This is a genomic window from Pseudochelatococcus lubricantis (assembly GCF_011762225.1).
Classification (GTDB): Bacteria; Pseudomonadota; Alphaproteobacteria; order Rhizobiales; family Beijerinckiaceae; genus Pseudochelatococcus; species Pseudochelatococcus lubricantis.
On sequence record NZ_JAASQI010000004.1, the window covers coordinates 279,742 to 304,252 of the forward strand.

20 protein-coding genes are annotated in these 24,511 nt (G+C 66.9%); 11 read left to right on the plus strand and 9 right to left on the minus strand.

Translation table 11 applies throughout. The annotated features are described in order from the left end of the window. Positions 1 to 43: 43 nt before the first annotated feature. A complete protein-coding gene (locus FHS82_RS10560) occupies positions 44 to 1,636 on the plus strand; it encodes an acyl-CoA synthetase (protein ID WP_166952168.1) in 1,593 nt (530 codons plus the stop codon). 70 nt (positions 1,637 to 1,706) lie between these two features. Here FHS82_RS10560 and FHS82_RS10565 read toward each other — a convergent pair whose 3' ends face one another. The 5 genes from FHS82_RS10565 to FHS82_RS10585 form a co-directional block, all read right to left on the minus strand. Continuing rightward, positions 1,707 to 2,738: an LLM class flavin-dependent oxidoreductase gene (locus FHS82_RS10565; RefSeq protein ID WP_166952171.1), complete on the minus strand. Its 1,032-nt coding sequence runs from the start codon at positions 2,736 to 2,738 to the stop codon at positions 1,707 to 1,709. A 37-nt stretch (positions 2,739 to 2,775) separates the two neighbouring features. Further along, positions 2,776 to 3,615, minus strand: coding sequence for a PhzF family phenazine biosynthesis protein (locus FHS82_RS10570; protein WP_166952590.1), 840 nt, complete (start codon positions 3,613 to 3,615; stop codon positions 2,776 to 2,778). 95 nt (positions 3,616 to 3,710) lie between these two features. Then, the gene (locus FHS82_RS10575) at positions 3,711 to 5,333 is read right to left on the minus strand and encodes a copper resistance CopC/CopD family protein (protein WP_166952174.1); all 1,623 of its coding nucleotides are present in this window, start codon (positions 5,331 to 5,333) and stop codon (positions 3,711 to 3,713) included. 88 nt (positions 5,334 to 5,421) lie between these two features. Beyond that, positions 5,422 to 5,943 carry a YcnI family copper-binding membrane protein gene (locus FHS82_RS10580; RefSeq protein ID WP_377700250.1) on the minus strand — a complete coding sequence of 174 codons (522 nt, stop codon included), beginning with the start codon at positions 5,941 to 5,943 and terminating at the stop codon, positions 5,422 to 5,424. 172 nt (positions 5,944 to 6,115) lie between these two features. After that, positions 6,116 to 6,502 (minus strand): DUF2946 family protein, encoded by a 387-nt coding sequence (locus tag FHS82_RS10585; RefSeq protein ID WP_166952180.1) that lies wholly within the window; start codon positions 6,500 to 6,502, stop codon positions 6,116 to 6,118. Positions 6,503 to 6,689: 187 nt separating this feature from the next. Here FHS82_RS10585 and FHS82_RS10590 point away from each other — a divergent pair, with 187 nt between their 5' ends. Then, positions 6,690 to 7,004 carry a hypothetical protein gene (locus FHS82_RS10590; protein ID WP_166952183.1) on the plus strand — a complete coding sequence of 105 codons (315 nt, stop codon included), beginning with the start codon at positions 6,690 to 6,692 and terminating at the stop codon, positions 7,002 to 7,004. Positions 7,005 to 7,017: 13 nt separating this feature from the next. Here the strand turns inward: FHS82_RS10590 and FHS82_RS10595 are convergent, their stop codons facing one another. Both FHS82_RS10595 and FHS82_RS10600 read right to left on the minus strand, forming a co-directional pair. Further along, entirely contained in the window at positions 7,018 to 8,235 is a 1,218-nt protein-coding gene (locus FHS82_RS10595; protein ID WP_166952186.1) for an MFS transporter, read from the minus strand. Between the two features lie 196 nt (positions 8,236 to 8,431). Beyond that, the gene (locus FHS82_RS10600; RefSeq protein WP_166952189.1) at positions 8,432 to 9,406 is read right to left on the minus strand and encodes an AraC-like ligand-binding domain-containing protein; all 975 of its coding nucleotides are present in this window, start codon (positions 9,404 to 9,406) and stop codon (positions 8,432 to 8,434) included. Positions 9,407 to 9,627: 221 nt separating this feature from the next. On the opposite strand from FHS82_RS10600, the gene capB reads away from it, so the two are divergent. The 6 genes from capB to FHS82_RS10630 all read left to right on the plus strand — a co-directional run bounded on the left by capB (position 9,628) and on the right by FHS82_RS10630 (position 19,574). Further along, positions 9,628 to 11,406 (plus strand): caprolactamase subunit beta, encoded by a 1,779-nt coding sequence (gene capB / locus FHS82_RS10605; protein ID WP_166952191.1) that lies wholly within the window; start codon positions 9,628 to 9,630, stop codon positions 11,404 to 11,406. A 26-nt stretch (positions 11,407 to 11,432) separates the two neighbouring features. Next, positions 11,433 to 13,535, plus strand: a complete 2,103-nt coding sequence (capA, locus tag FHS82_RS10610) for a caprolactamase subunit alpha (protein WP_166952195.1) — start codon at positions 11,433 to 11,435, stop codon at positions 13,533 to 13,535. A gap of 103 nt (positions 13,536 to 13,638) precedes the next feature. Next, positions 13,639 to 15,027 carry a purine-cytosine permease family protein gene (locus FHS82_RS10615; protein ID WP_166952198.1) on the plus strand — a complete coding sequence of 463 codons (1,389 nt, stop codon included), beginning with the start codon at positions 13,639 to 13,641 and terminating at the stop codon, positions 15,025 to 15,027. 335 nt (positions 15,028 to 15,362) lie between these two features. After that, a complete protein-coding gene (locus FHS82_RS10620) occupies positions 15,363 to 16,670 on the plus strand; it encodes a lipase/acyltransferase domain-containing protein (protein ID WP_166952201.1) in 1,308 nt (435 codons plus the stop codon). Positions 16,671 to 16,693: 23 nt separating this feature from the next. Continuing rightward, positions 16,694 to 18,418 (plus strand): gluzincin family metallopeptidase, encoded by a 1,725-nt coding sequence (locus FHS82_RS10625; RefSeq protein WP_166952204.1) that lies wholly within the window; start codon positions 16,694 to 16,696, stop codon positions 18,416 to 18,418. A 1-nt stretch (position 18,419) separates the two neighbouring features. Continuing rightward, positions 18,420 to 19,574, plus strand: a complete 1,155-nt coding sequence (locus FHS82_RS10630; RefSeq protein ID WP_166952208.1) for a ComEC/Rec2 family competence protein — start codon at positions 18,420 to 18,422, stop codon at positions 19,572 to 19,574. A gap of 13 nt (positions 19,575 to 19,587) precedes the next feature. Here FHS82_RS10630 and FHS82_RS10635 read toward each other — a convergent pair whose 3' ends face one another. Both FHS82_RS10635 and FHS82_RS10640 read right to left on the minus strand, forming a co-directional pair. Continuing rightward, entirely contained in the window at positions 19,588 to 20,001 is a 414-nt protein-coding gene (locus tag FHS82_RS10635) for a hypothetical protein (RefSeq protein ID WP_166952211.1), read from the minus strand. A 193-nt stretch (positions 20,002 to 20,194) separates the two neighbouring features. Further along, positions 20,195 to 20,956: an SGNH/GDSL hydrolase family protein gene (locus tag FHS82_RS10640; protein WP_166952214.1), complete on the minus strand. Its 762-nt coding sequence runs from the start codon at positions 20,954 to 20,956 to the stop codon at positions 20,195 to 20,197. A 221-nt stretch (positions 20,957 to 21,177) separates the two neighbouring features. On the opposite strand from FHS82_RS10640, the gene FHS82_RS10645 reads away from it, so the two are divergent. Genes FHS82_RS10645 through FHS82_RS10655 form a run of 3 tightly spaced genes read left to right on the plus strand, consistent with a single transcriptional unit; the run spans position 21,178 to position 24,510 of the window. Continuing rightward, entirely contained in the window at positions 21,178 to 21,894 is a 717-nt protein-coding gene (locus FHS82_RS10645; RefSeq protein ID WP_166952217.1) for a response regulator, read from the plus strand. Further along, complete coding sequence (locus FHS82_RS10650) at positions 21,891 to 23,228, plus strand: ATP-binding protein (protein WP_166952220.1); 1,338 nt, start codon at positions 21,891 to 21,893, stop codon at positions 23,226 to 23,228. Before FHS82_RS10645 ends, FHS82_RS10650 begins: the two co-directional genes overlap by 4 nt. A 43-nt stretch (positions 23,229 to 23,271) precedes the next feature. Further along, positions 23,272 to 24,510, plus strand: a complete 1,239-nt coding sequence (locus tag FHS82_RS10655; protein WP_166952223.1) for an efflux RND transporter periplasmic adaptor subunit — start codon at positions 23,272 to 23,274, stop codon at positions 24,508 to 24,510. Position 24,511: the final 1 nt, after the last annotated feature.

Here is a 24,511-nt window from a genome sequence, read left to right on the forward strand (position 1 = left end):
GGGCCGGATGGCGCGGGATAACCACGACAGGGAGACGCCAACCATGTGTGCAGCATTGTCGCCCGTGCGGGACATCGGTGATCGCGCACGACGCAACACCATTTCCGACGCATTCCAGCGTGCGGCGGGCCGCTATCCGGAACGGACCGCGCTCATTTTCGGCGACCGGCAATGGAGCTTTGCCGGGCTGGACCGGGCGATCGACCGGGTGGCGACGCGGCTTCTCGCGGCGGGCCTGGAAACCGGCGACCGTGTCGCCGCCTATGGCCGCAACTCCGATGCCTTCCTTATCCTGTGGCTGGCGTGTGCCCGCGCGGGTCTGGTCCATGTGCCGATCAACTACGCGCTGGTCGGGCGGGAACTGCACTACATCGTCCATCAATCGGGCGCGCGCGCCCTTTTCGTCGATCCCGCCCTGGCGGATAAGGCCCGCGAGGCCGTTGCCGATATCGTCGGACTGTCCGTCATCGGCTCGTTGTCCGGCGGCGACGATTTCGACATCGTCACAACTGCCCTCGACGAGAACGTCGCGATCGCGTCTGATATCGGTGCCTCCAACGACGACACGGATGTAGTACAACTCCTTTACACATCCGGCACGACAGCCGCCCCCAAGGGCGCGATGATGACCCATCGCTCGCTGCTGTCCGAGTACGAAAGCTGCATCATCGAACTCGGTTTCCGGGCGGCGGACCGCGCGCTCGCGGCGCTGCCGCTGTACCATTCCGCGCAGATGCACGTCTTCACCATGCCGCAGCTGCTGGTCGGCGCGACCACCGTACTGATCGAGGCGCCGAAGCCGGAGATTTGCCTGCAGCTCATCGAGGAACAGCGCATCACCTCGTTCTTCGCGCCGCCGACGGTGTGGATCAGCCTGCTGCGCGCGCCGGACTTCGACAAGCGGGACCTGTCGTCGCTGAAGCAGGTTTTCTACGGCGCATCGATCATGCCGGTGCCCGTGCTGCACGAGCTGCGCGAGCGCCTGCCCGGCACTCAGACCTTCAACTGCTACGGCCAGAGCGAGATCGGCCCGCTCGCGACCGTGCTGCGTCCGGAGGAGCACGACGCACGCCCGGCCTCCGCCGGACGGCCGATCTACAACGTGCAGACCCGCATCGTCGACACCGACATGAACGACGTGCCGCCCGGCGTGTCCGGCGAGATCGTGCACCGCTCGCCGCAGCTGCTGGTCGGCTACTGGGGCAAGCCGGAGGAAACGAAGGAAGCCTTCGAGGGCGGCTGGTTTCACTCCGGCGACGTGGGCATCCGCGACGAGGAAGGCTACATCACGGTCGTCGACCGGGTGAAAGACATCATCAAGACCGGCGGCACCATCGTGGCGAGCCGCGAGGTCGAGGAAGCCCTGTTCACCCATCCGGCCGTGCTGGAGGTCGCCGTCGTCGGCCTCCCCGACCCCAAGTGGATCGAGGCGGTAACGGCGCTCGTCGTGCTGCGCCAGGGCGCCCGGACGACGGAGGAGGACCTCATCGCCCATGTGCGGCCGCTGCTCGCGCCGTTCAAGCTGCCGAAGCGCGTCATCTTCCTGCCCGAGTTGCCCCGAAACACGGCGGGCAAGATTCTCAAGCGTGATCTGCGCAAGACGTTCCAGGATATGCTGGAGGGCGGCACACCCTGACGCCGCCACGTCGGGCCCGAGCGGCTCCGGGAGACGGATAGGTCGCCAGTGGTGACGGACGAACCCGGCCTCACGCGGCGTGAGGCCGCCATCCGATGGCGGGGGCGACATGCTCGGCAATCGTCCGCAGCAGCTTGGCATTGTAGTCGACGCCGAGCTGGTTCGGCACGGTCAGCAGGAGCGTGTCGGCCGCCATCACGGCCTCGTCCCGCGCGAGTTCGCGGGCAACCGCGTCCGGCGCGCCGATGTAGCTCTTGCCGAAGCGGCTGAGATAGCCATCGATGTAGCCGACCTGGTCCTGCGTGTCCCGGCCGCTGCCATCGCCGAAGTAGAGCCGGTCGGTGTCGTCGACGATAGGCAGCACCGAGCGCGACACCGAGACCTTCGGCTCCCGCCCCCAGCCCGCTGCCGCGAAGGATTCACGGTAGAGCCTGATCTGCTCGGCCTGCAGCTGGCTGAACGGCACGCCGGTGTCCTCCGTCAGCAGGGTGGAACTCATCAGGTTCATGCCCTTCTCCGCCGCCCAGACGGCGGACTGGCGCGTGCCTGCGCCCCACCAGATGCGCTCCCGCAGGCCCGGCGACTGGGGCTGGATGGCGAGCTTGCCGCTGCCGCCGGTCATCTTCGGGTCCGCCGGCACGACGCCCGCGCCGGAAAGCGCATGCAGGAAAGTGTCGGTTTTCACCCGCGCCATGTCGGCGCTGCGCGAATCCTCGCTCGACGCATAGCCGAAGGCTTCCCAGCCCCTGAGCGCCGGTTCCGGCGAGCCGCGGCTGATGCCCAGCTGCAGCCGGCCGGAGCCGATGAGGTCCGCAATCGCCGCCTCCTCTGCCATGTAGAGCGGATTTTCATAGCGCATGTCGACCACGGCGGTGCCGAACTCGATACGGCTGGTGCGCGCGGCGATGGCGGCCAGCAGAGGAAACGGCGAGGCGAGCTGCCGGGCGAAATGGTGCACGCGCACGAACGCGCCGTCGATGCCGATCTCCTCGGCGGCCACGGCAAGCTCGATCGTCTGCAGCAGGGCGTCCTGCCCCGTCAGTGTCTGCGATCCCCTGACATTCTGCCAGTGTCCGAAAGATAAAAAGCCGATCTTCTTCATGATGCGTCTCCGTGTCCGGCCCGAAAAGCCGCTCCGCTCACAGTACGACAGTACCCCTGATGCAGGGCGCGACGTGGCCGCCGATCCAGATATCCGTGCCGTCCTGCGCGACATGCACGCGCCCCTGCCGGCCGAGCGCCGTGCCCTGGCTCGCGACGTAGCGCGCGGGCGCGATGCCGGCGCCAATCAGCCATTGCGCGAGACCCGCGTTCAGGCTGCCGGTGACGGGGTCCTCGACCGCCGGCGGGTAAAAGGCGCGTACCTCGTATTGCGCGTCGTCGCCGTCGCGCGCCGGGTCCCATGGCCCGGCGATCCCGATCTTGAGATCGTCGAGGGCGGCATAGTCGGGCGTGACGGCGAGCACCTGCGCGCGCGAACGCAGCAGCAGCCCCAGCCAGCCCGGCCCGTTGTCAACCCAGTTGCTGGCTGCGACCGCCGCCGGCGGCAAACGCAGCGCGGCAACGGCGTGCGCGACGACATCCGCGGCGACCGCGCCCGAGCGCCGCAGGGGCGGCGCGGCGAAGAACAGCCTGTCGTCTTCCCGTCTGATGCGCACCGGCCCCACCGCGCATTCCTGCACGATCTCCCGATCGCCCTTCGGTACGCCGCCGGATGCCAGCCAGACATGGCAGGAGCCCAGCGTGGGATGCCCCGCGAACGGCAGCTCGCCCTGCGGCGTGAAAATGCGGACGCGATAGTCCGCACGTTCATCCTCGGGCCGCAGCAGAAAGGTCGTCTCGCTGAGATTGGTCCAGTTCGCGAAGGCCGCCATCTGCCGCTCGGACAGCCCGTCCGCGCCGACGACAACCGCAAGCGGGTTGCCCGCCATCGGCTGCGTGGTGAAAACATCGACCTGATGGAAGGAAAACTCGCTCATCACACGACCCTGACTCATGATTCGTCGCCACAGCATATACCAGAGCATACGCAAGCGCCGCCGGCGGCGGATCACGAAATCGGATGCGGCCGGCCTCAGGGCCGGATCGCAATGTTGTCCTCGACCTTCACCAGTTCGAAATCGGAGATGAGGATGTCGACGCGCACGGTCCATTGGCCCGCAACAGGCAGGTTGAGACCCTCGACTTGCCAGACGCCCTCGCTGTCACGGGTTGCCGGCCGCCTGATCTGCTCGATGCCGGCGGCGGGGTTCGACAACACGAGCGTGACGCCTGCGGGATCGAGCGGGCCGAAGTCTCCCGTCATGACGGCGATGGAAGCGCGCACGGGGCCGGCGCGGCCCGGCGCGATCGCGACATCCGCCATGGCCTTGTCCGCGTGGAGATGGACCGAGGCTGGCGCGGCGGCGGCCTCGGCGAGGGCGCGCGGCGGCGGCGTGAAGCGCCACAGGGCCGCCACGGCGAAGATCGCCAGCACGAGCACGAGTTCGGCGTATATCGAGCGGCGCAGGCGCGCCGTCGCCCTGCCGTCGCCACGCGCGGCCGGGGTGGTGAGCCGGAAGCGGTTGACGGCAGCCAGCAGGAAGAGGGCAGCCAGCAGCCCGAGCTTGATCAGCAGCACTTTGCCGTAGGCCGTGGTCCACAGGGCTTCCGGAGTTCGCAGCTGGACGGCGGCGAGCAGCACGCCCGCCACGACGAGCGGCAGCACGGCAACGGGAATGGCGCGGGAGAAGCGGCGCAGTGCGGCGCTGCCCTCGCCCTGCACCGGCGAGGCCAGCGCGGCGCCCAGCGGCACGAGCGCCCCCGCCCAGAAGGCGATGCCGACGGCGTGCAGGAAGACGGCAGGACGGGTCAGCCATTGGGGATGAGCGGCGCTGGCGTGGCCACTGGCGGCGAGCGCCAGACCGGCGACGACGAGCGCGGTAACGGACAGCCCCTTGCCGGCCGCGCCCCGGTCGACGCCGGCCATGGCAGCGAGAACGAGCGCCGCGAGGGCGACGAACGCCGTCTTGCCGTAGCTTGTCGAGAAGCCCGTTGCCCAGACAACCGGGCTGGCGAGGTCCGCCAGCGGGACACCGAGCGCATCGAGCCCCTGAAAACCGACGGAGAGGGGCACGGCGGCAAGGCCGGCGAAGACGCTCCACAGCGCCACCCGGTGGGTGCCGTCGCCGATCCAGCGGCCGAAGAAGACTCCTCCGATGCCGATGAACAGGCCGACATAGAGCGCGACTTTCGCTGCCCATACAGCGGCGCGCACCTGCCAGTCGGCGGCGTCGCCGGGCGCGAGAGCCGCCGAGGTGCCGGGCGCGCCGATCGAGAATACCGCCGAACCGCCGACCGGATGGCCGTCCTCGGACACGATCCGCCAGCTCAGGACATAGGTGCCGTGGCCGAGATCGGCGGGGGCGTCGATATCGAGCGTGGCATCCCGCAGCGTGAAACGGTCAAGGACGGCGCCGGTGCCGTCGGGCCGGATAAGCTTCAACACCAGCGGCGACGTGGGCTCGCTGAAGGTCAGCCTGAAAGCCTTCGGCGCCTCCGCCATGACCGCGCCGTCCGCCGGCTCGACGCGCACCAGCGAGGCATGGGCCCGGGCATGGCCCATGGACGCAAGCTGCGCCCCGGCGATGCACAGCACCGACAGGACGAGCAGCATGAGCCGCCGCCCGGCGGCTCCGGTTCTGCCGTTTCCGTTCATTCGAGCCTCCGTCAGAAGTCGTTGCGAAACCGCGCGAGGGAGCGGGATGGCGCCTCCGAAGAAACGCCCCCGCCCCCTTACGGCGGCGCTACTTCTTCTGGATGAGTTTCAGGCCGGGCGCCGGCTGCTCGTAGTCGTCGGCGCCCTTGCCCTCGGCGGGAATCTCGATCCAGCGCTCGGCGGCGCCGTCCGGGCACTCCTGCACGACGGGGAAATAGAGTGTCGTGTCGGGCTTGAGGTCGCCGGTGAGGTAAGCACGCAGGACGAATTCGTCGTACTCGTCATCGGGCAGGCTGCCGCCGCTCCAGACGATCTCCTTCACGCCCTCGCGCGTGGGAGTGCCGTAATAGTCGTAGGTCTTCGCATACTCGCCCCTGACCTTCTCGACCGTCCAGCCGGCCTTCGGCTGCGGCTTGACGGCGATGACGCCTTCGGGGATCCGCACCCGCACTTTGGTCGTCGGCTTGCCCTCGCAACCGTGCCCGACGCGGAACACGGCCTTGTAGGTCGACTGCACCGGGGCCTGCTGGTTTTCGAGCGTGATGTGGGCCGAGGCCGCCGTTGCGCCGGTGGCAAGCAAGGCGATGGCCGGGATGATGGATTTCAGGATGTTCATGGCAGTTTCCTGGATTTCTGGATCGAGGACGCAATCGTCCCCTGGCGCACGCTCCGCCCGCATGGGTGGGCGGTGCCGTTATCGCGGAAAAGGAAGTCAGCCGCGCCCGCGCGGCACCGCCCGGCGAAGGGGCGAATGTGCTGCGGCGAGGCGGCGCGATCCGGGATCAGGCGGCCGCGGGTGGCGCGCGCGGATTGCCGGGACTGCCCTCCCGGCCGGATGCGGGAATACGGATGTGGGAACGGAAGAATGCCGCCGCGCCGGGCCTCTCCCGGATAATCGCGCCGGCGGCTCCCTCGCGTGGCGGCAGCGCCGCCGCGAGCAGGCCGCAACCCCACTGGCAGCAGTTGGCCGCCTTGTGGACGTCCGGCGAACCGTCGTCGTCCGCGGCAGCCTGCACGGCGCCATGGGCGGTGCAGATGACGGGATCGAAGGCATCCGGCCCGGCAGGCGCGGCCAGGACGCCGGTGGCATAGGCACTCAGAAGCGACTGGAAGACGACCAGATAGGCCGCGACCAGCGCAACCCACGATCCCCGTTCTCGTCGTTTCAAGCCCACGCAGAATCCGCCTTTTTTGCGACAGGTTTTTTCTATCATTTTTGTAACAATGAGCAAAGCCGGAATCCGGATGCCGGAAGCGTTGCGGCATTTGCGTCCTTGTTGGTGTGGCCGGCGGGCGATACGCTGGCGGCAGCCGGACCGAAAACCTTCGCCGCCGCGGCAACAAGGACACAGACGCATGCTTCCCGACCTCTCGCCCTTCATGGCGCTGCGCCGGCATCTCGCCATCGCCCACCACGTGCCGGGGCGGATCAGGGTGAAGCTCGCCGCCGCCGCGCTCGCGCGCCTGCCGGACGTCGATCCGGAACCGTTCATCGCGCTGACGAAACGGATTCAGGGCGTGAATGCGATACGGGTCAACGTCGCGTCGCTTTCCGTTGTCATAGAATACGATGTCCGGCAGATCGCCGCTCCCGTCTGGGAGCGGTTGCTGGCGGGCGACACCGCCGAAATCGAAGCTATCCTCAGGGATCATATCGGGCGAACGGCCTGAGCCGGCGGCAGCGTCAGGCGGGGTTCGGCCCGCGAAGCCTGCCGCGGATGGACAACAGGCCGGCGACGGTCAGCGCGGCGAAGCCCGCCCCTGCGAGAAAGGTGCCCTGCGGACCGGTCACCTCCCACAGCGCCCCCGCGAGGATGCTTGCTGCCAGCAGTGCCGCGCCGGTGACGAGGTTGAACATGCCGAACGCGGTGCCGCGCAGTTCCGCCGGCGCCGCATCGGCAATCAGCGTGGCCAGCAGCCCCTGTGTGAAGCCCATGTGCAGCCCCCACAGCGCGACGCCGATGACGAGGCTCGTAAGCCCGCCGGTGAATGCCAGCACCCCGTCGGCGACGATGAGCCACAGAAGGCCGACGATCAGCAGCGTCACCCGGTCCATGCGGTCGGCCAGCACGCCGACCGGATAGGCCGAGAGCGAATAGGCGAGGCTCATGATCACCAGCACGATCGGAACGAAGGCCGGCGACAGGCCGATGGACTGCGCCCGCAGGATGAGGAACGCCTCGCTGAAGCGGGCGAGCGTGAACACCGTCGCCACCGCCACCACCCACCAGTAGCTCCCGCCGAGGCGGGCGAGTTCGTCGCGCCGCAGCGGCATGCGGACCTTGCGCAGCGCCTGCGGCCGCTCCGGCTCCGTCACGCCGAAAAGCATGACGGCAACCGACAGGAAGGCGGGGATGACGGCGATCCAGAACACCGCCTGAAAATTGTTCACCGTCAGCCACATGAGGCCGATGGCAAGCAGCGGGCCGATGAAGGCGCCGACCGTGTCGAGCGACTGCCGCAGGCCGAAGCTGGCGCCGCGCAGGTGCGGCGGCGCGATATCCGCGATGAGCGCATCGCGCGGGGCGCCGCGAATGCCCTTGCCCACGCGGTCGACGAAGCGGGCGGCGACGAGCCAGCCGAGCGAGGGCGCCAGCGGAAACACCGGCTTGGTAATCGCCGCGAGGCCATAGCCTAACGCGGCGAGGAACTTGCGCTTGCCGAGCCAGTCGCTGAGCGCACCGGAAAAAACCTTGGTAATCGCGGCGGTAGCTTCCGCGATACCCTCGATGATGCCGACGGCGAAGGTCGACGTTCCGAGCACGGTGACCATGTAGACGGGCAGCAGCGCATGGATCATCTCCGAGGAGACGTCCATCAGCAACGAAACCAGGCCGAGCGCCCAGATACCGGCGGGAATGCGCTGGCGCCCGGCGCCCGGCTGGGTGGTCTTTGCCGTCATGGTGGATCGCGCCCCCGCCTGTTTCCGTCGCGGACCTCAAGGACACGCCGCGCCACGACTCACGTGCGAACCTTGCACCGTTAAAGTCGACGCCGCCAATCTTGACAAGCTGGAAGGCGACCTTGAGGTGGAACCGCGCTGCCGCGCGCCGGCGCGTCGCCGGACGGGCGCCGGAAGACGATATCAGATGATGGCGTCAGGCTGGGCCGTCCGGCGGGAAAACGCCCAGCGCGGCCTTCCTGTACTCGCCCGGCGAACAGCCGACGGCGCGCTTGAAGGTGCGGGAGAAATGCGCCAGATCGCTGAAGCCGCGGCGGTAGCAGATTTCCGCGATCGACAGTTTCAGCCCCGGCAGGCACAGGTCTTTCTTGGTGGCCTCGATGCGCGTGTCGCGGATCCACTGCCCGAGGCTGCGGTCCGTATCACGGAACAGCTCATGCAGGTAGCGCTCAGATATGCCGCAGCACTGCGCGATGAACTCCGGCCCCAGATCGTGCCGGTGGAGGTTCTGGCGGATGAAGTATTGTGCCCGGCTGACATGGGCCGCCCGCACCGACGAACTGCCCGACGTCAGCGTGCGCCCGTCCGCATGGACCGACAGGGCCAGCAGATCGATGAGCTGGCAGCCCACCGCGCGCCGCGAGTCCAGGTTCATGGTCTCGAAACGCTCCGGAATGTGGTGGATCATGTCCACGAACAGCCCGGAAACGCCGTCGATGGCGTTGAACTGCAACCCGCAAAAGCGCTCCGGCACCGGCACCTTCTCGGCGAGCGCGGTCGCTTCCACCTTCATCACCCACAGGTCGGCCTTTTCGCCGTAGCTGAACTCGTAGGGCTCGTGGCTGCGTTCGAGGATGTAACCGCCCGGGCGGCAGTGCACCTCCCGGCCCGCCTGTGCGAAATAGACCTCAGCCTTCGCCGGGATCGTGATCAGGATATGCTCCAGCTCGTCGCGGGCGACATGACGCGGCAGCCGGTGATAGGACAACGCCTCCGAGCGCAGACGGGACAGCGAGACGCTGCCGAGTGTCCACTGGTCCAGCCGGCCGCCGAAGCGATCCGGTTCCTTGAAGTTCAGATCGAGCGGAAAATAGGCCTGCGCCACCGACCGGTGCCAGTGGGCGCTTCTGTTCCGCATGTCCACGCCGTTTGTCGTGATGAGTGTTCCCATTCGACGACCTCCCCCTGATGCCTGATTATTGCATCAGTTTCCGATCTGACAAATACGCAGGCCCCGGTTGCGCCCGGCGACAATATTTTATGCGCTGACGCGCAAAGACGGCGGCGCCCCACTGTTCCTAACCTGACGATCGGGGAACCAAACGAGAGCGGGAACGGGGGAAAGCCGCACCGGCGGCAACGGTTCCGCTCGCCTTTCCGACAGGTGGGAGAATGCAGCAATCATTTGACAAACAGCCGCCCGCACAGGGCGGCGCCGTGGATCCGATCACGCTTTCCGTCGTCCGGGGGATTCTCGAAACGACCCAGCGCGAAATGACGCTGTCGCTGGAAAAGACGGCGCGGTCGAGCGTGTTCAACCTGGCGCACGACTATTCGACGGCGCTCTTCAACGCCCGGCCGGAAATGATCCTGCAGGGGCAGGACATTCCCATTCACCTTGGCTCGCTGATCCCGGCCATGAAGGTGATTGCCGCCTATTTCGGCGACGACATCCACGAGGGCGATCTCATCATCCACAACGATCCCGCCTATGGCGGCAGCCACGCCATCGACACCTGTATCTACAAGCCCGTGTTCTACAAGGGCAAGCTCGTCTACTGGACAGTCTGCAAGGGGCATCTGACGGACATTGGCGGCCCGGTTCCCGCCGGTTACAACCCCGATGCCAAGGAAATCTATGCCGAGTGCCTGCGTATCCCGCCGGTCAAGATCTGGGATCGCGGCAAGCCGCGCACGGACGTCATCAACCTGATCCTCACCAACCTGCGCGCCCGGCGCGATCAGGAAGGGGACTTCAACGCGCTGATCGGCGCCTGCCAGGTTGGCGAGCGCAGCCTCATCCGCATGCTCGACAAATACGGCGAGGAGCAGATCGACGCCTGCATCGACGAATTGCTGGCGATGGCCGAGCGGCAGATGCGCAGCCTCATCCGCGCCGTGCCGGACGGCACCTACACCGGCACGGCCGTGCTGGAGGACGCCGGCCACGGCTTCGGCGATTTCGACATCACCGCCACCGTGACGATCGACGGCGACAATTGCCGCATCGCCATCGACAGCCCGCCGCAGGTGCCCTACTTCATCAATTCCTACGAGGGCAACTCCTATTCCGGCGTCTATCTGGGCCTGATGATGTTCGCCCAGTTGCCGCCGCCCTACAACGAGGGCCTCTACCGCTGCGTCAGCGTCGACATGGGGCCGAAGGGTACGCTCTGTAACGCCCGCGAGCCCGCGCCGCACATGAACTGCACGACGACGCCGATGGAAACGCTGACGGACGCCGTCCGCCTCGCGTTCGAGAAGGCGATGCCCTCCAAGGTCGCCGCGTCGTGGGGCCACGCCAACGGCCTCAATATCGCCGGCTGGGACAAGCGGCACAACGAGGAATACGTCACGATGGTGCTCGCCACCATCATCTCCGGCGCGGGCGCCACGCCGCATCAGGACGGCTGGCACGCCTGCGGGCCGGAATGCTGCTTCGGCGCGCTCACCTCGGGCGACGTGGAGCTGCTGGAGCACTCCTATCCCATCATCGTTCACCGTTATTCGCTGCTGACGGACAGTTGCGGCGCCGGGCTGCATCGCGGCGGTTCCGGCACGGCCTGGGAGGTGGAGCCGCTCGACGGCGAGATGACCTTCATCATGTTCGGCGAGGGCCGCCGCATCCCCGCGCTGGGGGCGGACGGCGCCACCTCCGCCATGACGGAAACGAAGGTCGGCAGGCTCGAACTGAAGCGCGGCGGCAAGGTGGAGACGCTGCGCCGCAACACCATCGGCGTCATCGGGCCGGGCGAAACCGTCACCAACATCAACCCCGGCGGCGGCGGCCACGGCGATCCACGGAAGCGGCCGGTCACCCGGGTGCTGGAGGACGTCAGGCTTGGGCTCGTTTCCGTCGAGGGCGCGCAGCGGGACTACGGCGTCGTCATCAGCGACCTCGAAACGCTCGCCGTCGACATCGAGGCGACGCAGCGCCTGCGCGGCGCGTGACCGGAACTTTTGCAGGGATTGCGACAATGGATAGCAAGTACAGGCTCGGCATTGACGCCGGCGGCACATTCACGGATTTCGTTCTGGCGGAAAAGTCCGGCCAGACACGGCTCTACAAGGCTCTCTCGACCCCGTCCGACCCGACCATCGCCATGGAGAACGGGCTGGCGCTGATCGCCGAGGACCTCGGCACCGATATCCGGGACATCATTTCGAACAGCGACCTGTGCATCAACGGCACCACGGTCGGCCTCAATGCATTGATCCAGTTCAGGGGCGCGCGCACCGGGCTGATCTGCACGGCGGGCCATGAGGATTCCATCGAAATCCGCAACGGCCACAAGGAAGACGGCTACCGCTACGACGCGACATACCCGCCGGCCGTCATGCTGGTGCCGCGCAACCTGCGCCGGGGCGTGCGGGAGCGCGTGCTCTCGAACGGCGATATCCGCGTGCCGCTGGAGGAGGAGGACGTGCGCGAAGCCTGCCGGCTGTTCCTGCGCGAGGGGATCGAATCGGTGGCGATTTCCTTCGTCTGGTCGGTGCTGCAGCCCGAACACGAGCGGCGGGCGGCCTCGATCGTGCGCGAGATGATGCCGGGCGTGGCGCTCACCGTCGGCAGCGATCTCTATCCGCAGGTGCGCGAATACACCCGCACCTCGACAGCCGTCACAAACGCCTACCTCTCCCCGATCCTGAAACGCTACGTGACGGCGGTAGACGCCTATTTCCGCACGCACGGCGCCCGCGCGCCGGTGCGCTACTTCCAGTCCAACGGCGGCCTTGCGGTGGGCGGCTTCGTGGCCGACCACGCGGTCTACGCCATCAACTCCGGCCCTGCCTCCGCGCCGCGCGCCGGGCTGCACGTGACGGAGCCCTTCGGCTACCGGAACGTCATCACCGTCGACATGGGCGGCACGTCGTTCGACATCACCCTGACGTACGACGGCGTCACCAACCTGAACAAGAACATCGATTTCCTGCGCTACCGCATCGGTGTGCCCATGATCCAGGTCGAGACGCTGGGGGCCGGCGGCGGTTCCATCGGCTGGATCGACGACATGGGCCTGCTGCAGATGGGCCCGCAAAGCGCGGGTTCCGATCCGGGGCCGGCCTGCTACGGCCGGGGCGGCACGGAGCCGACCACCACGGATGTCAATCTCGCCCTCGGCTACCTCAACACGCAGGGCCTCGTCGGCGGCCGGCTGCCGCTCGATGTCGCCAGGGCGCGGGCTGCGATAGAGACACGCATCGCCGGGCCGCTCGGCATCAGCCTGGAGCAGGCCGCCTACGGCATGTTCACCATCGTCAACGCCAACATGGTGAACGGCATCCGGCGCGTATCCATCGAGCGCGGCTACGATCCGCGCGACTTCGTCCTCGCGTGCGCGGGCGGGGCGACGGCCGCGCACATCACGGCGATCGGCCGCGAGATGGGCATCGATCGCATCCTGATCCCCAAACTGGCCTCCGGCCTGTGCGCCTTCGGCCAGATCATCTCCGACATGAAATACAACCACATGGCGACCTGCCCCGCCCGTCTCGACAACGGCGACGCCTATGCCCGCATCAACGGGCTGTTCCAGGAACTCGAAGCGAACGGACGGGAACAGCTCCGCAAGGACGGCTTCGACGACAGCCGCATCCGCATGAGCCGCAGCCTCGACATGCGCTATGTCGGACAGGTCCACGAATGCACGGTCGAGGTCGACGTCTTCGACATCGATGCAAGCACCGTGGACCGGCTGAAGGACGCCTTCCACCGCCGCCACGAGCAACTTTACACCTACAGCGAGCCGAACAACACCGTCGAGGTCGTCAACATCGAGAGCACGCTGTACGGCGTGGTCGACAAGCCGGGCAGGAACAGGCTCGCCGCCGGGCGCGGCGCCGGGCACGCGCAGAAGGGCGTGCGCGACGCCATCTTCTCGCGCGACGGCGTATACCGGCCCGCCCCCGTCTACGACGGCAACCTGCTCGGCGCCGGCGACCGCCTCGAAGGCCCCGCCATCATCGAGGAGGAGACGACGACCATCGTCGTCGAACCCGGCTGGACGGCAGAACTGCACGAAAGCGGCAGCTACGTGCTGATAGCGTCCGCCCGCCATTCGGCGAGCGCTCCTCACTGAACGGCGGCCAACCGTGCGGCGCCCGACAGGGCCCGCACGAGACGGCGATACGCCACCGGGAACGACACAACAGACGCATGACAAAATGCGAGGGGAACCTATCATGGCACATCAGGGAACAACGGAGAGAGGGGAGACCGGCACCCTCGACTATTCGGCCGTCGCCGTGCCCGAGAACGCACGCATGTCGAAGGCAGGGCTGACCATGGCCTGGTGGGCCGTGTGCAGCGCTGTCTTCTACATCGTGGTCGGTGCCTCGATGGCGCTCAATTTCGGCACGTGGAACGCCATAATCGGCATGCTGCTGTCGGTGATCACCTACGGCGCGATCAATGCGGTGCTGAGCCGCTTCGCCATCCGCACCGGCCTGTCGGTGGCGCTGTTCTCGCGCATCCTCTTCGGCAGTATCGGCGCGAGCATCGCGACGCTCATCTTCTGCGCGACAGCCATCTACTATGCGGTTTTCGAGGGCTCGGTCATCGCCGTGGGGATCAATACGGTATTTCCTGCTATATCGTATCAGGTCGCGGCGCTCATCGTCGTTATCTACAGTGCTTTGCTGATCTTTGGCAGCATCCAGAACTGGCTCGACAAGTTCAACGGCGTGCTGCTGCCGGTTTACCTTCTCGGTCTCGTGACGGCGACGGGGCTTGTCATCGCCGAATACGGCTACAGCGACAACTGGCTGCGCCTCGGCCCTGCCGGTGGTCCGCCCGCCGGCGGCTGGTGGTCCTGCTTCGTCTATTACATGGGCATCTGGGTGCTCATGATGTTCACCTTCGATTATGCCCGTTTCGGCCGCAAGGAAGATGCAGACTATCATGCCTTCTTCAACTTCGGGGTGCCGTTCTACCTGATGGCATTCCTGGTCAGCGGCCTGTTCGGCATCTTCATGGTGGGTTCCGTCCCGAACGACGGGGCGATTTCGGAAGTGTCCGTATTGCTGGCGCTGCTCAAGCTGATGGGCGTCTGGGGGCTGGTCTTCGTCTGGGTGACGCAGACGCGCATCAATACGGCGAACTACTATCTCGCCGCCGTCAACATGGAAGCGTTGCTGTCGCCGCTCGGCAGGCTGCCCTTCGGGCGCATCGGCTGGGCCGTGGCGGTCGGCGCCGTCGTCTATGTGCTGATGCTGGCGGACGTCTTCGGCTATCTGCTGCAGGCACTCGCCTATCAGGGCATTTTCGTGGTCGCCTGGGTTGCCGTCGCCCTCGCCTACATCGCCGGCCGAGGCCATGCGGGCGCGGCGGACGACGCTATGGCCGGCCGCGTCGCCAACGCGCCGGCCTTCGAGCCCTGCGGCCTGATTGCCTGGTTTGCCGCGACCGCGCTCGGCATCGCCCTTTACCTGGCCGGCGGCCCCTATGCGGAGGTTTCCGCGCCAGCCACCGCGATCGCGGCCTTCGTCTTCCATTATGCCGGCATGATCCTCACGAAAGCGCAGCCGCGCGCCGCTGCGCCGGTGGAGCGGGTGCGGTCGCTCGACCGGTAATATCGTCCCGGCGCAAGAAAGCGCTTGACGCTTGCGTCGGGACAAGATCAAACTTGCGGCCAAGCTTTTCCGGATGGGAATTCTGTCAAACGACAGTGCACGGGACGCCCTGTCTTATAAATTTCATCCTCCGGTGAAAAGATAGTCAGGTCCTTGTAATAATACATATCGGCATACTGTCAGTATATATCTGCTGTTACACCCCGCGCGGACGGCGCCGGGGCGCGTGCCTCGCTGCATGCGGCGGGTGAGTGGCCGGGCGCGGCACCTGTCCGGCTCCGACAGGTCACGCGGGCGAGAGAATGTCACGCGAGCAGACGGAACAGGGGGACCTCATGGAAAGCGTCATTTTCGTTCCCGGCATCATGGGAACCGCCCTCAGGACACCGGACGGACAGGAGGTATGGCCGCCGACGGCGTGGGAGACCCAGTTCGGCTACAGACGCAAGGCCGATCTGATGCGGGACGATCTCGTCGCCGGCGACGTCATCCGCAATGTCCTGTGTTTCGATTTCTACCGTCCGCTCATCAGGCAGTTGTCGGAAATCGGATTTCCGGAGGACGGCGCCGACAAGAAGCTGACGATCTTTCCATACGACTGGCGCCTCGACCTCGAAACGACGGCCGGCAAGCTGGCCGAGACGATCGCGAAACGCCACGACGAGGGCGCGACGTCAATCACGCTCATCGCCCACAGTATGGGCGGGCTGATATCGCGCCTCGTGCTCGAATCCGGAAAATATGATGCCGAGCCCTGGTTCGGCAAGATCGGCAGCTTTCTGGCACTCGCCACGCCGCATCTCGGCGCGCCGCTGGCGCTGGCGCGCGTTCTCGGCCTCGACAGCACGCTCGGCATCAGCGCGGCGGATTTCCGCGACCTTGCGAACGACCCCCGCTACCCGTCCGGCTACCAGCTTCTGCCGGCCCCCGGCGAAGCCGCGTGCTGGAACATCGCCAGCGAGACGCTCGACCCGCTCGATATCTACGACCCGCAGGTCTCGGCGGCGCTCGGCCTCAATCCCGCGCTGCTGGAGCGCGCCCGCTACGTCCACGACACACTCGGCCGCGGGGCCGCGCCCGCGCACGTCCGCTACTTCTATTTCGCGGGAACGGGACACAAGACGGCGACGCGCATCAACTTCGGCCACGGCGAGCCGAAAATCACCGTATCGGACGACGCCGGCGACGGCACGGTGCCGGTGTGGAGCGCGTTCCCCCGGCTGGGGCAGAAGCAGGCCGTGGTGGGCGAGCACGCGAGCTTCTTCACCGCCACCGCCTTCAAGCCGGTGTTCTATCGCCTGCTCGGCGCGGCCTCTCCCACACCGCCGCTGGGCGTCGCGCCCGCCGTCGACCTGTCGGTGCACGCCATCTCGCTGAAGAAATCGGAAACGATCGAACTGCTGCTCGTGCCGCCCTCCCCCACGGGCGAGATCAGCGGCACAATCGCGCTCATGCGGACCGACGATCCCGCCACGCCCTTCGCCCCCTTCGGCCCGCCGGTCACGGTCGCCTACAAGGGGCCGGCGGTTCCCCAGCTTCGGCTGATCCTTGAGCCGGCCGGGCAGCCGGGGCTGTTCCAGGCCGCTTTCACGGGCCTGCCGGGCAACTCGCCGGCGGTCCAGTTCGCCGTCACGGACCAGTAGGACCGGATCGGCAGGAGACGGACATGGCGACCGAAAACACCGCGGCAACGGGCAAGGTGCGGCTGCAATACATGGTGCGGGACCCTGTGAGCGCCGACGACGGCAGGGACCTGCTGGAAGGATGGGACTACAAGGCCACGGAGGCGATGCTCGACGGACCGGTCTGCCGCCGCGTCGCCGTCGTCGACATCGATCCCGACACGGGCGCGGTCAACGCCGGTGCGCCCTTCGTGCCGCCGAAGAAGGGCGCCAAGCTCGGCCGCTACCGGATCAAGGATCCGACGCGGCCGCACGCCGCCGATTTCCAGCAGGTCAGCGTGTTCGGGGCGGTCATGAAGACCATGGCGATGTTCGAGGAGGCGGACGTGCTCGGCCGGCCGCTGCGCTGGGCGTTCGACGGTGAGCAGCTGCTCGTCGTGCCGCGCGCCGGCCGCATGGCGAACGCCTTCTACCACCGCGATTCCCGCAGCCTGCAGTTCTTCTTTTTCGAGGCGACGGTGAGTGGCGCCGACACGACCGTCTACACCTGCCTGTCGCCGGACATCGTCGCCCACGAGACGACGCACGCCATCCTCGACGGCATCGCCCCCGATCTCTACGACGCGACGTCGCCACAAGCGCTGGGCCTGCACGAGGCGATCGCCGATCTCAGTGCCGTCATCTTCGCCATCCGCACGCGCCGGCTGCGGCTGGAAGTGCTGAGGTTGTCGCGCGGCGACCTGCGCAATGCCGGCGCCTTCAATGAGATCGCCAACCATTTCGGCGCCGCGGTCGCCGGCGACGCGCGCCCGCTGCGCGATCTTAACAGCGGCGTCTCCTTCAGCGGCCAGGGAAGGCGACCGGCGTCGCACGACCCGCACGACATCAGCGAGGTGCTGTCGGGTGCGCTCTACCTGCTGCTGGTGAAGGAGCACGACGACATCAAGCGCGCGATCGCCGCGGGCGCGGGCGGCCTCGAAGAGGAGGAAGGCGGGCAGGCCGCCGGCCCCGGCGACGAGGAGCTTTACCAGGCCTCCGGCAGGGCGCTCGCCATCGCGGGCAACAAGTTCAAGCGCATCGTCTTTCGCGGGCTGGATTATCTGCCGCCGGGCGAAATCTCCTTCGCCGACTACGGCCGGGCGCTGATCGCCGCCGATACCGCCTCCAATCCCGATGACGACGATGCGCGCGCCTTCATCAGGAAGGAGTTCGTGCGCCGGGGCATCGTGGCCGATGCCGGCGAACTCGTCTCGCCCCCGCCCACGCTCGCGCTGCCCGCCGATCTCGACCTCGACCTGCTCGTCCGCAGCGACTGGTCGGCCTACCAGTTCGCCGAGAAGCACCGCGAGGCGCTGATGATTCCGCCCAACGTGCCCTTCGACGTGCGCCCCCGTCTCTCGGTCGTCAAGACGGTCTACAGGTCGACCGGCGAGGCCGAGACGCACGAATGCCTCTTCAAGGTGGCGTGGCGGGAGAACCGCACGGTCGACCAGGGAGGCGGGTTCTTCGATGAGATCAGCATCATCTACGGCAGCACGCTGGTCATCGACCGGGATACCGGCGAGGTTCGCGCGCTGCTGTCGACGAGCCCGCGCCATCCCTCCCAGCAGGCGGAGGCGACGGCGGCGAACAACGCCATGCGGCTGGCCTACGTGGCCGACTGCTTCGACAAGGGATTGCTGGAAATCGGCTCTCCGGACGTGCAGATCCAGAACCGCACGCTGCGGCTGCGCGCCATGGGGCAGATGCTGCATATGAGGGGCCATTGACATGCAGGCGCTCAGGGTCCGCATCTACAACGTGCTGTTCGGCGACGCCATTCTGGTCAGCATTCCCGAGATCGACGGCAATGGCGAGGAGACTGTCGTCCATCTGCTGATCGACGTCGGCAACGCGCTCGCCGGCGCCGGCGGCGACGATTCCGTCTTCAGGAAGGTGCTCGAAAACATCCGGGACGAACTCGCCGGCAAGCCGGTCGACCTTTATCTGATGACCCATGAGCACATGGACCATATCCAGGGGCTGCTGTACGGTGCGAAGAAGCTCGATATTACCGTGCGCGCGGCGCGGGTATGGATGACCGCCTCGTCGGCGGAAGACTATTACCGGCGCTTTCCGGAGGCACGGAAGAAACGTTCCCTCGCGCTCGCCCTCATCAGGAGCGTGACGAAGTTCTTCCGCAAGAGCGCCGCGCCCGTGCCGCCGGGCGTCGCCGCGCTGTTGGCCATCAACAACCCGCGTGCCAGCAAGGACTGCGTCGACCATATCCGCAAGCTCGCGGACCATCCGCTCTATATTCATCGTGAGGCGCCGGTCGGCGGCAGCCACCCGTTCCGCCGCACGCAGGTGCGCATCCTCGCCCCGGAGGAGGATACATCGATCTATTACGGCCGGCTGGGGCCGGACATGTTCGGCGCCATGGCGGGCAATGCCGTGCCGACCGCCTTTCCCGCGCAGACGGTCACGCCGCCGGCCGGCGTCTCCGCCGGCGATTTTTTCGATCTCGTCCGTTTCCGCTCGAACGGCATGGCGGGCAATCTGCGTACCATCGACAAGGCCGCCAACAATTCGAGCGTGGTGATCGAACTCGAATGGGAAGGCTGGCGTCTGCTGTTTCCGGGCGATGCGGAAGAGAAAAGCTGGGAGATCATGGACCGTCGGGGGCTCTTGCGGCCCGTGCATTTTCTCAAGGTCAGCCATCACGGCAGCAGGAACGGCACGCCGCCCGTCGTCACAGACAAGGTGCTGCCCGAGACCGCACCCGACGGACGGCAACGGCGCGCCGTGGTCTCGACGCGCGTGGGTGCCTATGAGGGCGTTCCCGATACCGAAACGCTGGCGACGATCGCGGCACGGGCGCAGCTCTTCGACACGCGCACACTCGAACCCGGTGCATGGTTCGATCTGGAGTTCGCCGCGCCGTAGGAGGTGCCGCCGCCTATAACGGCAGGCGTAGCCAGCTCAACAGTTCGCCCGCCGCGATGCCTCCGGCCGACGCGACCGTGGCTCTGACCGACGCGACGGAACTGTCAAGGAAGGCGACGACATGCTCCCGCGTGCCCGACGGCCGCGCGGGCCCGGCTGGTGGCGAAACGTCGAGGGGCGGGATGGCGGCAGGCGATGCCGGATCGCCGTAATGCGAAAGCAGGAGCGGCGCGCTCCCGGGAGTTTTCACCGTGCAGCGGGCGGTCACGAGCGGATAGGACGCGCGCTCCGACGCGATCTGTTTGCCGATCGCGGCCCGGCAGGCCTCGACGCTCGACCAGCCGGACGACACCGTGCGGACGTCCCTGCACACGACGCCGTCGCAATCGCAACCGGCCAGCAGCATCAGGACGACCACCGTCTTCATCGGCCTTCTCCCTTGCCCCGCGCCATCCTTAGCCGCCGCAGGATCAGGCGGGGCGGAACCGCGTTCACGAATCCGATAAACGATGTGACCGCGATGCTGATGAGCTGTATATCCAACATATGCTGCTCCTTGTCATTTTTCATATTTTTCTGAATTTTATTTTCATTATTAAATATTTCGTTTTAATCGAAATTTAATTTGAATTACTGCATATCTCGCGAGCATGAACGTTGATCCTGTCGGCAAGGCGGTTGATGTGGATGCCGTCCATGGCATAGAGCGCGCCGTCCTCGCTTCCGGCATCGGCGGGGGGAAACAGCGCGACGCGCGCGCATGTCTCCCCCGTGCAGGTGTTGCCGATGACGGCGTCGAACGCGGCAATGGCGGAGCTGGAGAATGCCGCCGCCCCGCCCTCCTGCAACGGCGGAATCTGCGAGACGACCACCCGACGCGACCGCCAGCGCAGCACGGACAGCAGATTGTCCAGATTCCGCCGGAAGCGGATGACGGCATCGTAGGCGTCGGGCCTGCGCTTGAGATTGGCCTCGTTCGTGCCGATGGTGAGCAGCGTCAGCTTCGGCGGCCTGATCTTCGCTGCGGCGATCACCGACGACACGTCGTCGAGCGTCGCGCCAGAGAGGCCGGCGTTGAGCGTCGGCAGGCCGCAGAGCGTGGGCAGGTACAGCCGCTCGGTGTGGGAATCGCCTGCGAGCAGGATGTAGTCACCCTCGATCTGTTCAGCTTGCGCCTCGATGGTCCGCAGCCGCACGAGCGTATAGCCGTCGAGCGCCTCGCGCTTCGCCGTCATGAAGAGAGCGCCGGCAACGGCAACGGCGGCAAGGCCCGGTATGCCGAGCGCGATCAGCATTTTCGTCGTTCTGTTATAGGGCGGCAGGCCGCGCGGCACGATCTGGCTCCAGGCGCGCCACGACGGCAGCGGAAGACGTGCATGCATCCGAAACTCCTTCGCGATGCCGCACCATCGCCGGCGTTTGTTTCTCCCATATTCAGGCCGGAAGAGTGTTTGTTTCCGATTGTTTCCGGTTGTTTCCCCCGCGCGCCGGGAAACAACCGGAAAAAAATTTGTGATTTCCTCGGTTCCGCTAATGGGCTAACTGGTTCCGCAAGCAAGCATTCGCAGTGCAAACATTCGCAGTGAAGGAGCCCGTGCGGGACATGAGTGACGAGCCTCATATCCTCGTCGTCGAGGACGATCCGGATATAAGCACGCTCATTGCCCGCTATCTGGACAAGAACGGCTTCAGGACATCGGTCGCCGCAAACGGTCGCGCCATGGACCGCATCCTTGCCGACGCCCGCATCGACCTCATCGTGCTCGATCTCATGCTGCCGGGCGAGGACGGGCTCAGCATCTGCCGCCGCCTGCGCGGCGGTTCCACGGTTCCGGTGCTGATGCTGACAGCGCGCGGCGACGAGATAGACCGCATCGTCGGGCTGGAGATGGGCGCCGACGACTATCTCGTCAAACCGTTCAACCCTCGCGAACTGATGGCACGCATCCGCGCCGTGCTGCGGCGCACGGCGCAGGACGGCGCGCTCGCCGGGAAGGACATGGCCATCTACACGTTCGATGGCTGGGTGGTGGACGCGCGCCAGCATCACCTCACCGATCCGAACGGCGCGCGGGTTGCGGTGACCGGGGCGGAGTTCGACCTGCTGCTCGCGCTCTGCATGCGTCCGCAGCGCGTGCTGACGCGCGAGCAGTTGCTTGACCTGACGCGGGGACGGGAAGCCGGGCCGTTCGACCGCAGCGTCGATATCCTGATCAGCCGCCTGCGGCAGAAGCTGGAGCAGGACCCGCGCGACCCCCATTTCATCAAGACCGTGCGCAACAGCGGCTACATGTTCGCCGCCAGGGTGGAGCGGCAATGATTCCCGGTTTTGTGAAAGTTTTCCATCCGCGCCGCATCGCCGGGCAGATCGCGCTGCTGATCATTGCCTCGGTCATTCTGTCGCAGATCGTGATATCGGCGGCCTTCTTCCTTCTTGTGCCCGCGCCCGCCGAGCATGAGAACGAACGCCGGGAATGGGAACTCGTCACCATCGCCCGCCTGTTCGAGACCATTCCCGACGGCGCGGCGCGCATCGCCCTCACCGTCGCTGTGGCGCGGGAGTATCCTTGGCTCACTGTATCCATGCAGTTGCCGCCGTGGGCGGCGGCCTCAGCTTCGCCGGACACGCCGCCTGCACGTGTCATCGCCCACCGCCTCGGCGCCGATGTCGCCGTCTTTCACCGTCCGGAGACGCCCGACGCGCCGGAACAAATCGCGCTGCGGCTGTCGAACGGCATCGTCCTGGCGGCCTCCGGCGTGCCGGAAGGGCCGTCGGCCCCGCCGGTCTCGATCCGTCTGCTGGTGATGCTGGGCTTCCTCATGCCGGTGCTCGTCTTGCTGACCGTCTGGGCGATCACGGCGGTGACGGCGCCGCTGCGCCGGTTCACGGAAGCGGCTGAGAGCTTCGACGTCAACAGGGAGCACCTGCCGCTGCCCGAACAGGGACCGGAAGAGCTTCAGCGTGCCGCGCGCGCATTCAACCGGATGCGCGACCGCATCAAGGAACTGGTCGACGAGCGCACCCAGATGCTGCTCGCCGTCAGCCACGACCTGCGGACACCCATCACCCGCCTGCGGCTGCGGACGGAGTTCATCGAGGATGCGGCCGCGCGCGCGCAGATGGAGCGCGATCTCGACCAGGTGAACGCCATGCTGCGTTCGGCGCTGTCGTTCATCCGTGACGAGCGGGCGGAGGCCGCGCTCTCCACCATCGATCTCGCCAGCATCGCGCAGACCGTCGCCGACGAATTCTCGGATCTCGGCCATCCTGTCACCTATGTGGGGCCGGACCATCTCGTCTGCCTCGGGCGGCTCGACGACATGCACCGCGTGCTGACGAACCTCGTCGACAACGCCGTGCGCTACGCCCGCCACGTCGTCGTCCGCTTGCGCTACGGCGAGGGCAACGGCATCGTGCTGACGGTGGAGGACGACGGGCCCGGCATCCCGGTGGCCCGCCGGGAAGCCGCGCTGAAGCCGTTCGGCCGAGTGGAAGAGGAGCGTCCCGTGCGCTCCGGCCAGGGGTTCGGGCTCGGCCTCGCCATCGCCCGCTCGCTCGCCCGCGCCCACGGCGGGCGGCTCTCGCTGCACGAAAACACGCCGCACGGACTGATCGCACGCATCGACTTGCCTGGAACGGGAGCACACGCATGACCTTCTCCGCCACGTCCTTCCCCTCGTGGGAACCGGGCCGTTCATGAGTGCTGGAAACCGGGCGCGGACGATCACGAGAATCCTGCTCCTCCTGCTGACCGTCGCCGGCGCCGGCGCGGGATACTGGTTCTGGCAGAAAAACCGGACGGCCGCGCAATCCGCCAACGTGATGACCGCGCCCGTGACGCGCGGGGACATCGAGGTGACCGTACTCGCCACCGGCATCCTCAAGCCCGTGCGGCTGGTCGCGGTCGGCGCGCAGGTGTCCGGGCGGGTCACCACGCTGCATGTCGAACTCGGGCAGCAGGTGAAGGCGGGCGACCTGATCGCGGAAATCGATTCGGTCACGCAGGAAAACGCGCTACGCACCGCGCAGGCCGCGCTCGCGAACGTCCGCGCGCAGCGGACCGAGAAACAGGCGAGCCTCAAGCTCGCCGAGATCACGCTGGAGCGCCAGCGCCGGATGGCGGCACAGCGCGCCTCCTCGCAGGCGGATCTCGATACGGCGCAGGCCGACGTCGGCGTGATCCGCGCCCAGATCGAAGCCCTTGACGCCCAGATTATCGAGTCTGAAGTCGCCGTCGAGAACGCACGCGCCAACCTCGGCTACACCCGCATCACCGCGCCCATCGACGGAACGGTGCTGGCCGTCGTATCGCAGGAGGGGCAGACGGTGAATGCCGTCCAGTCCGCCCCGACCATCGTCGTTCTCGGGCAGCTCGACACAATGACCGTGCGGGCGGAGATTTCCGAAGCCGATGTCGTCCGGGTCGCGCCGGGCCAGCCGGTCTACTTCACCATCCTCGGTGAGCCGGACCGGCGCTACGACGCCACCCTGCGGCGCATCGAGCCCGCCCCCGAATCCATCACCAGCGACAGCAGCCTTAGCACCTCGCTCAGCAGTGCGTCCTCGTCGTCCTCGACCGCCTCCACGGCAATCTATTACAACGGCGTCTTCGACATCCCGAACCCGGACGGCCGGCTGCGCACCTACATGACGGCGGAGGTGCACATCGTGCTTGGGCGCGCGCAGGGCGCGCTCACCATTCCCGCGACGGCGCTCGGCGCCGCGGGCGGGGACGGCACTCATGGCGTGCAGGTGCTGGAGCCCTCCGGGCAGATCGCGACGCGGCAGGTGAAAATCGGCCTCAATAACAAGATTACGGCCGAGGTACTCTCCGGTCTTGAGGAGGGTGAGCGGATCGTGATGGGCACCTATTCGGCGACGGCCACCAGCGCGACGCCCGCCCGGCGCGGCCCGCCCTCGCCAATGGGGTTCTGAC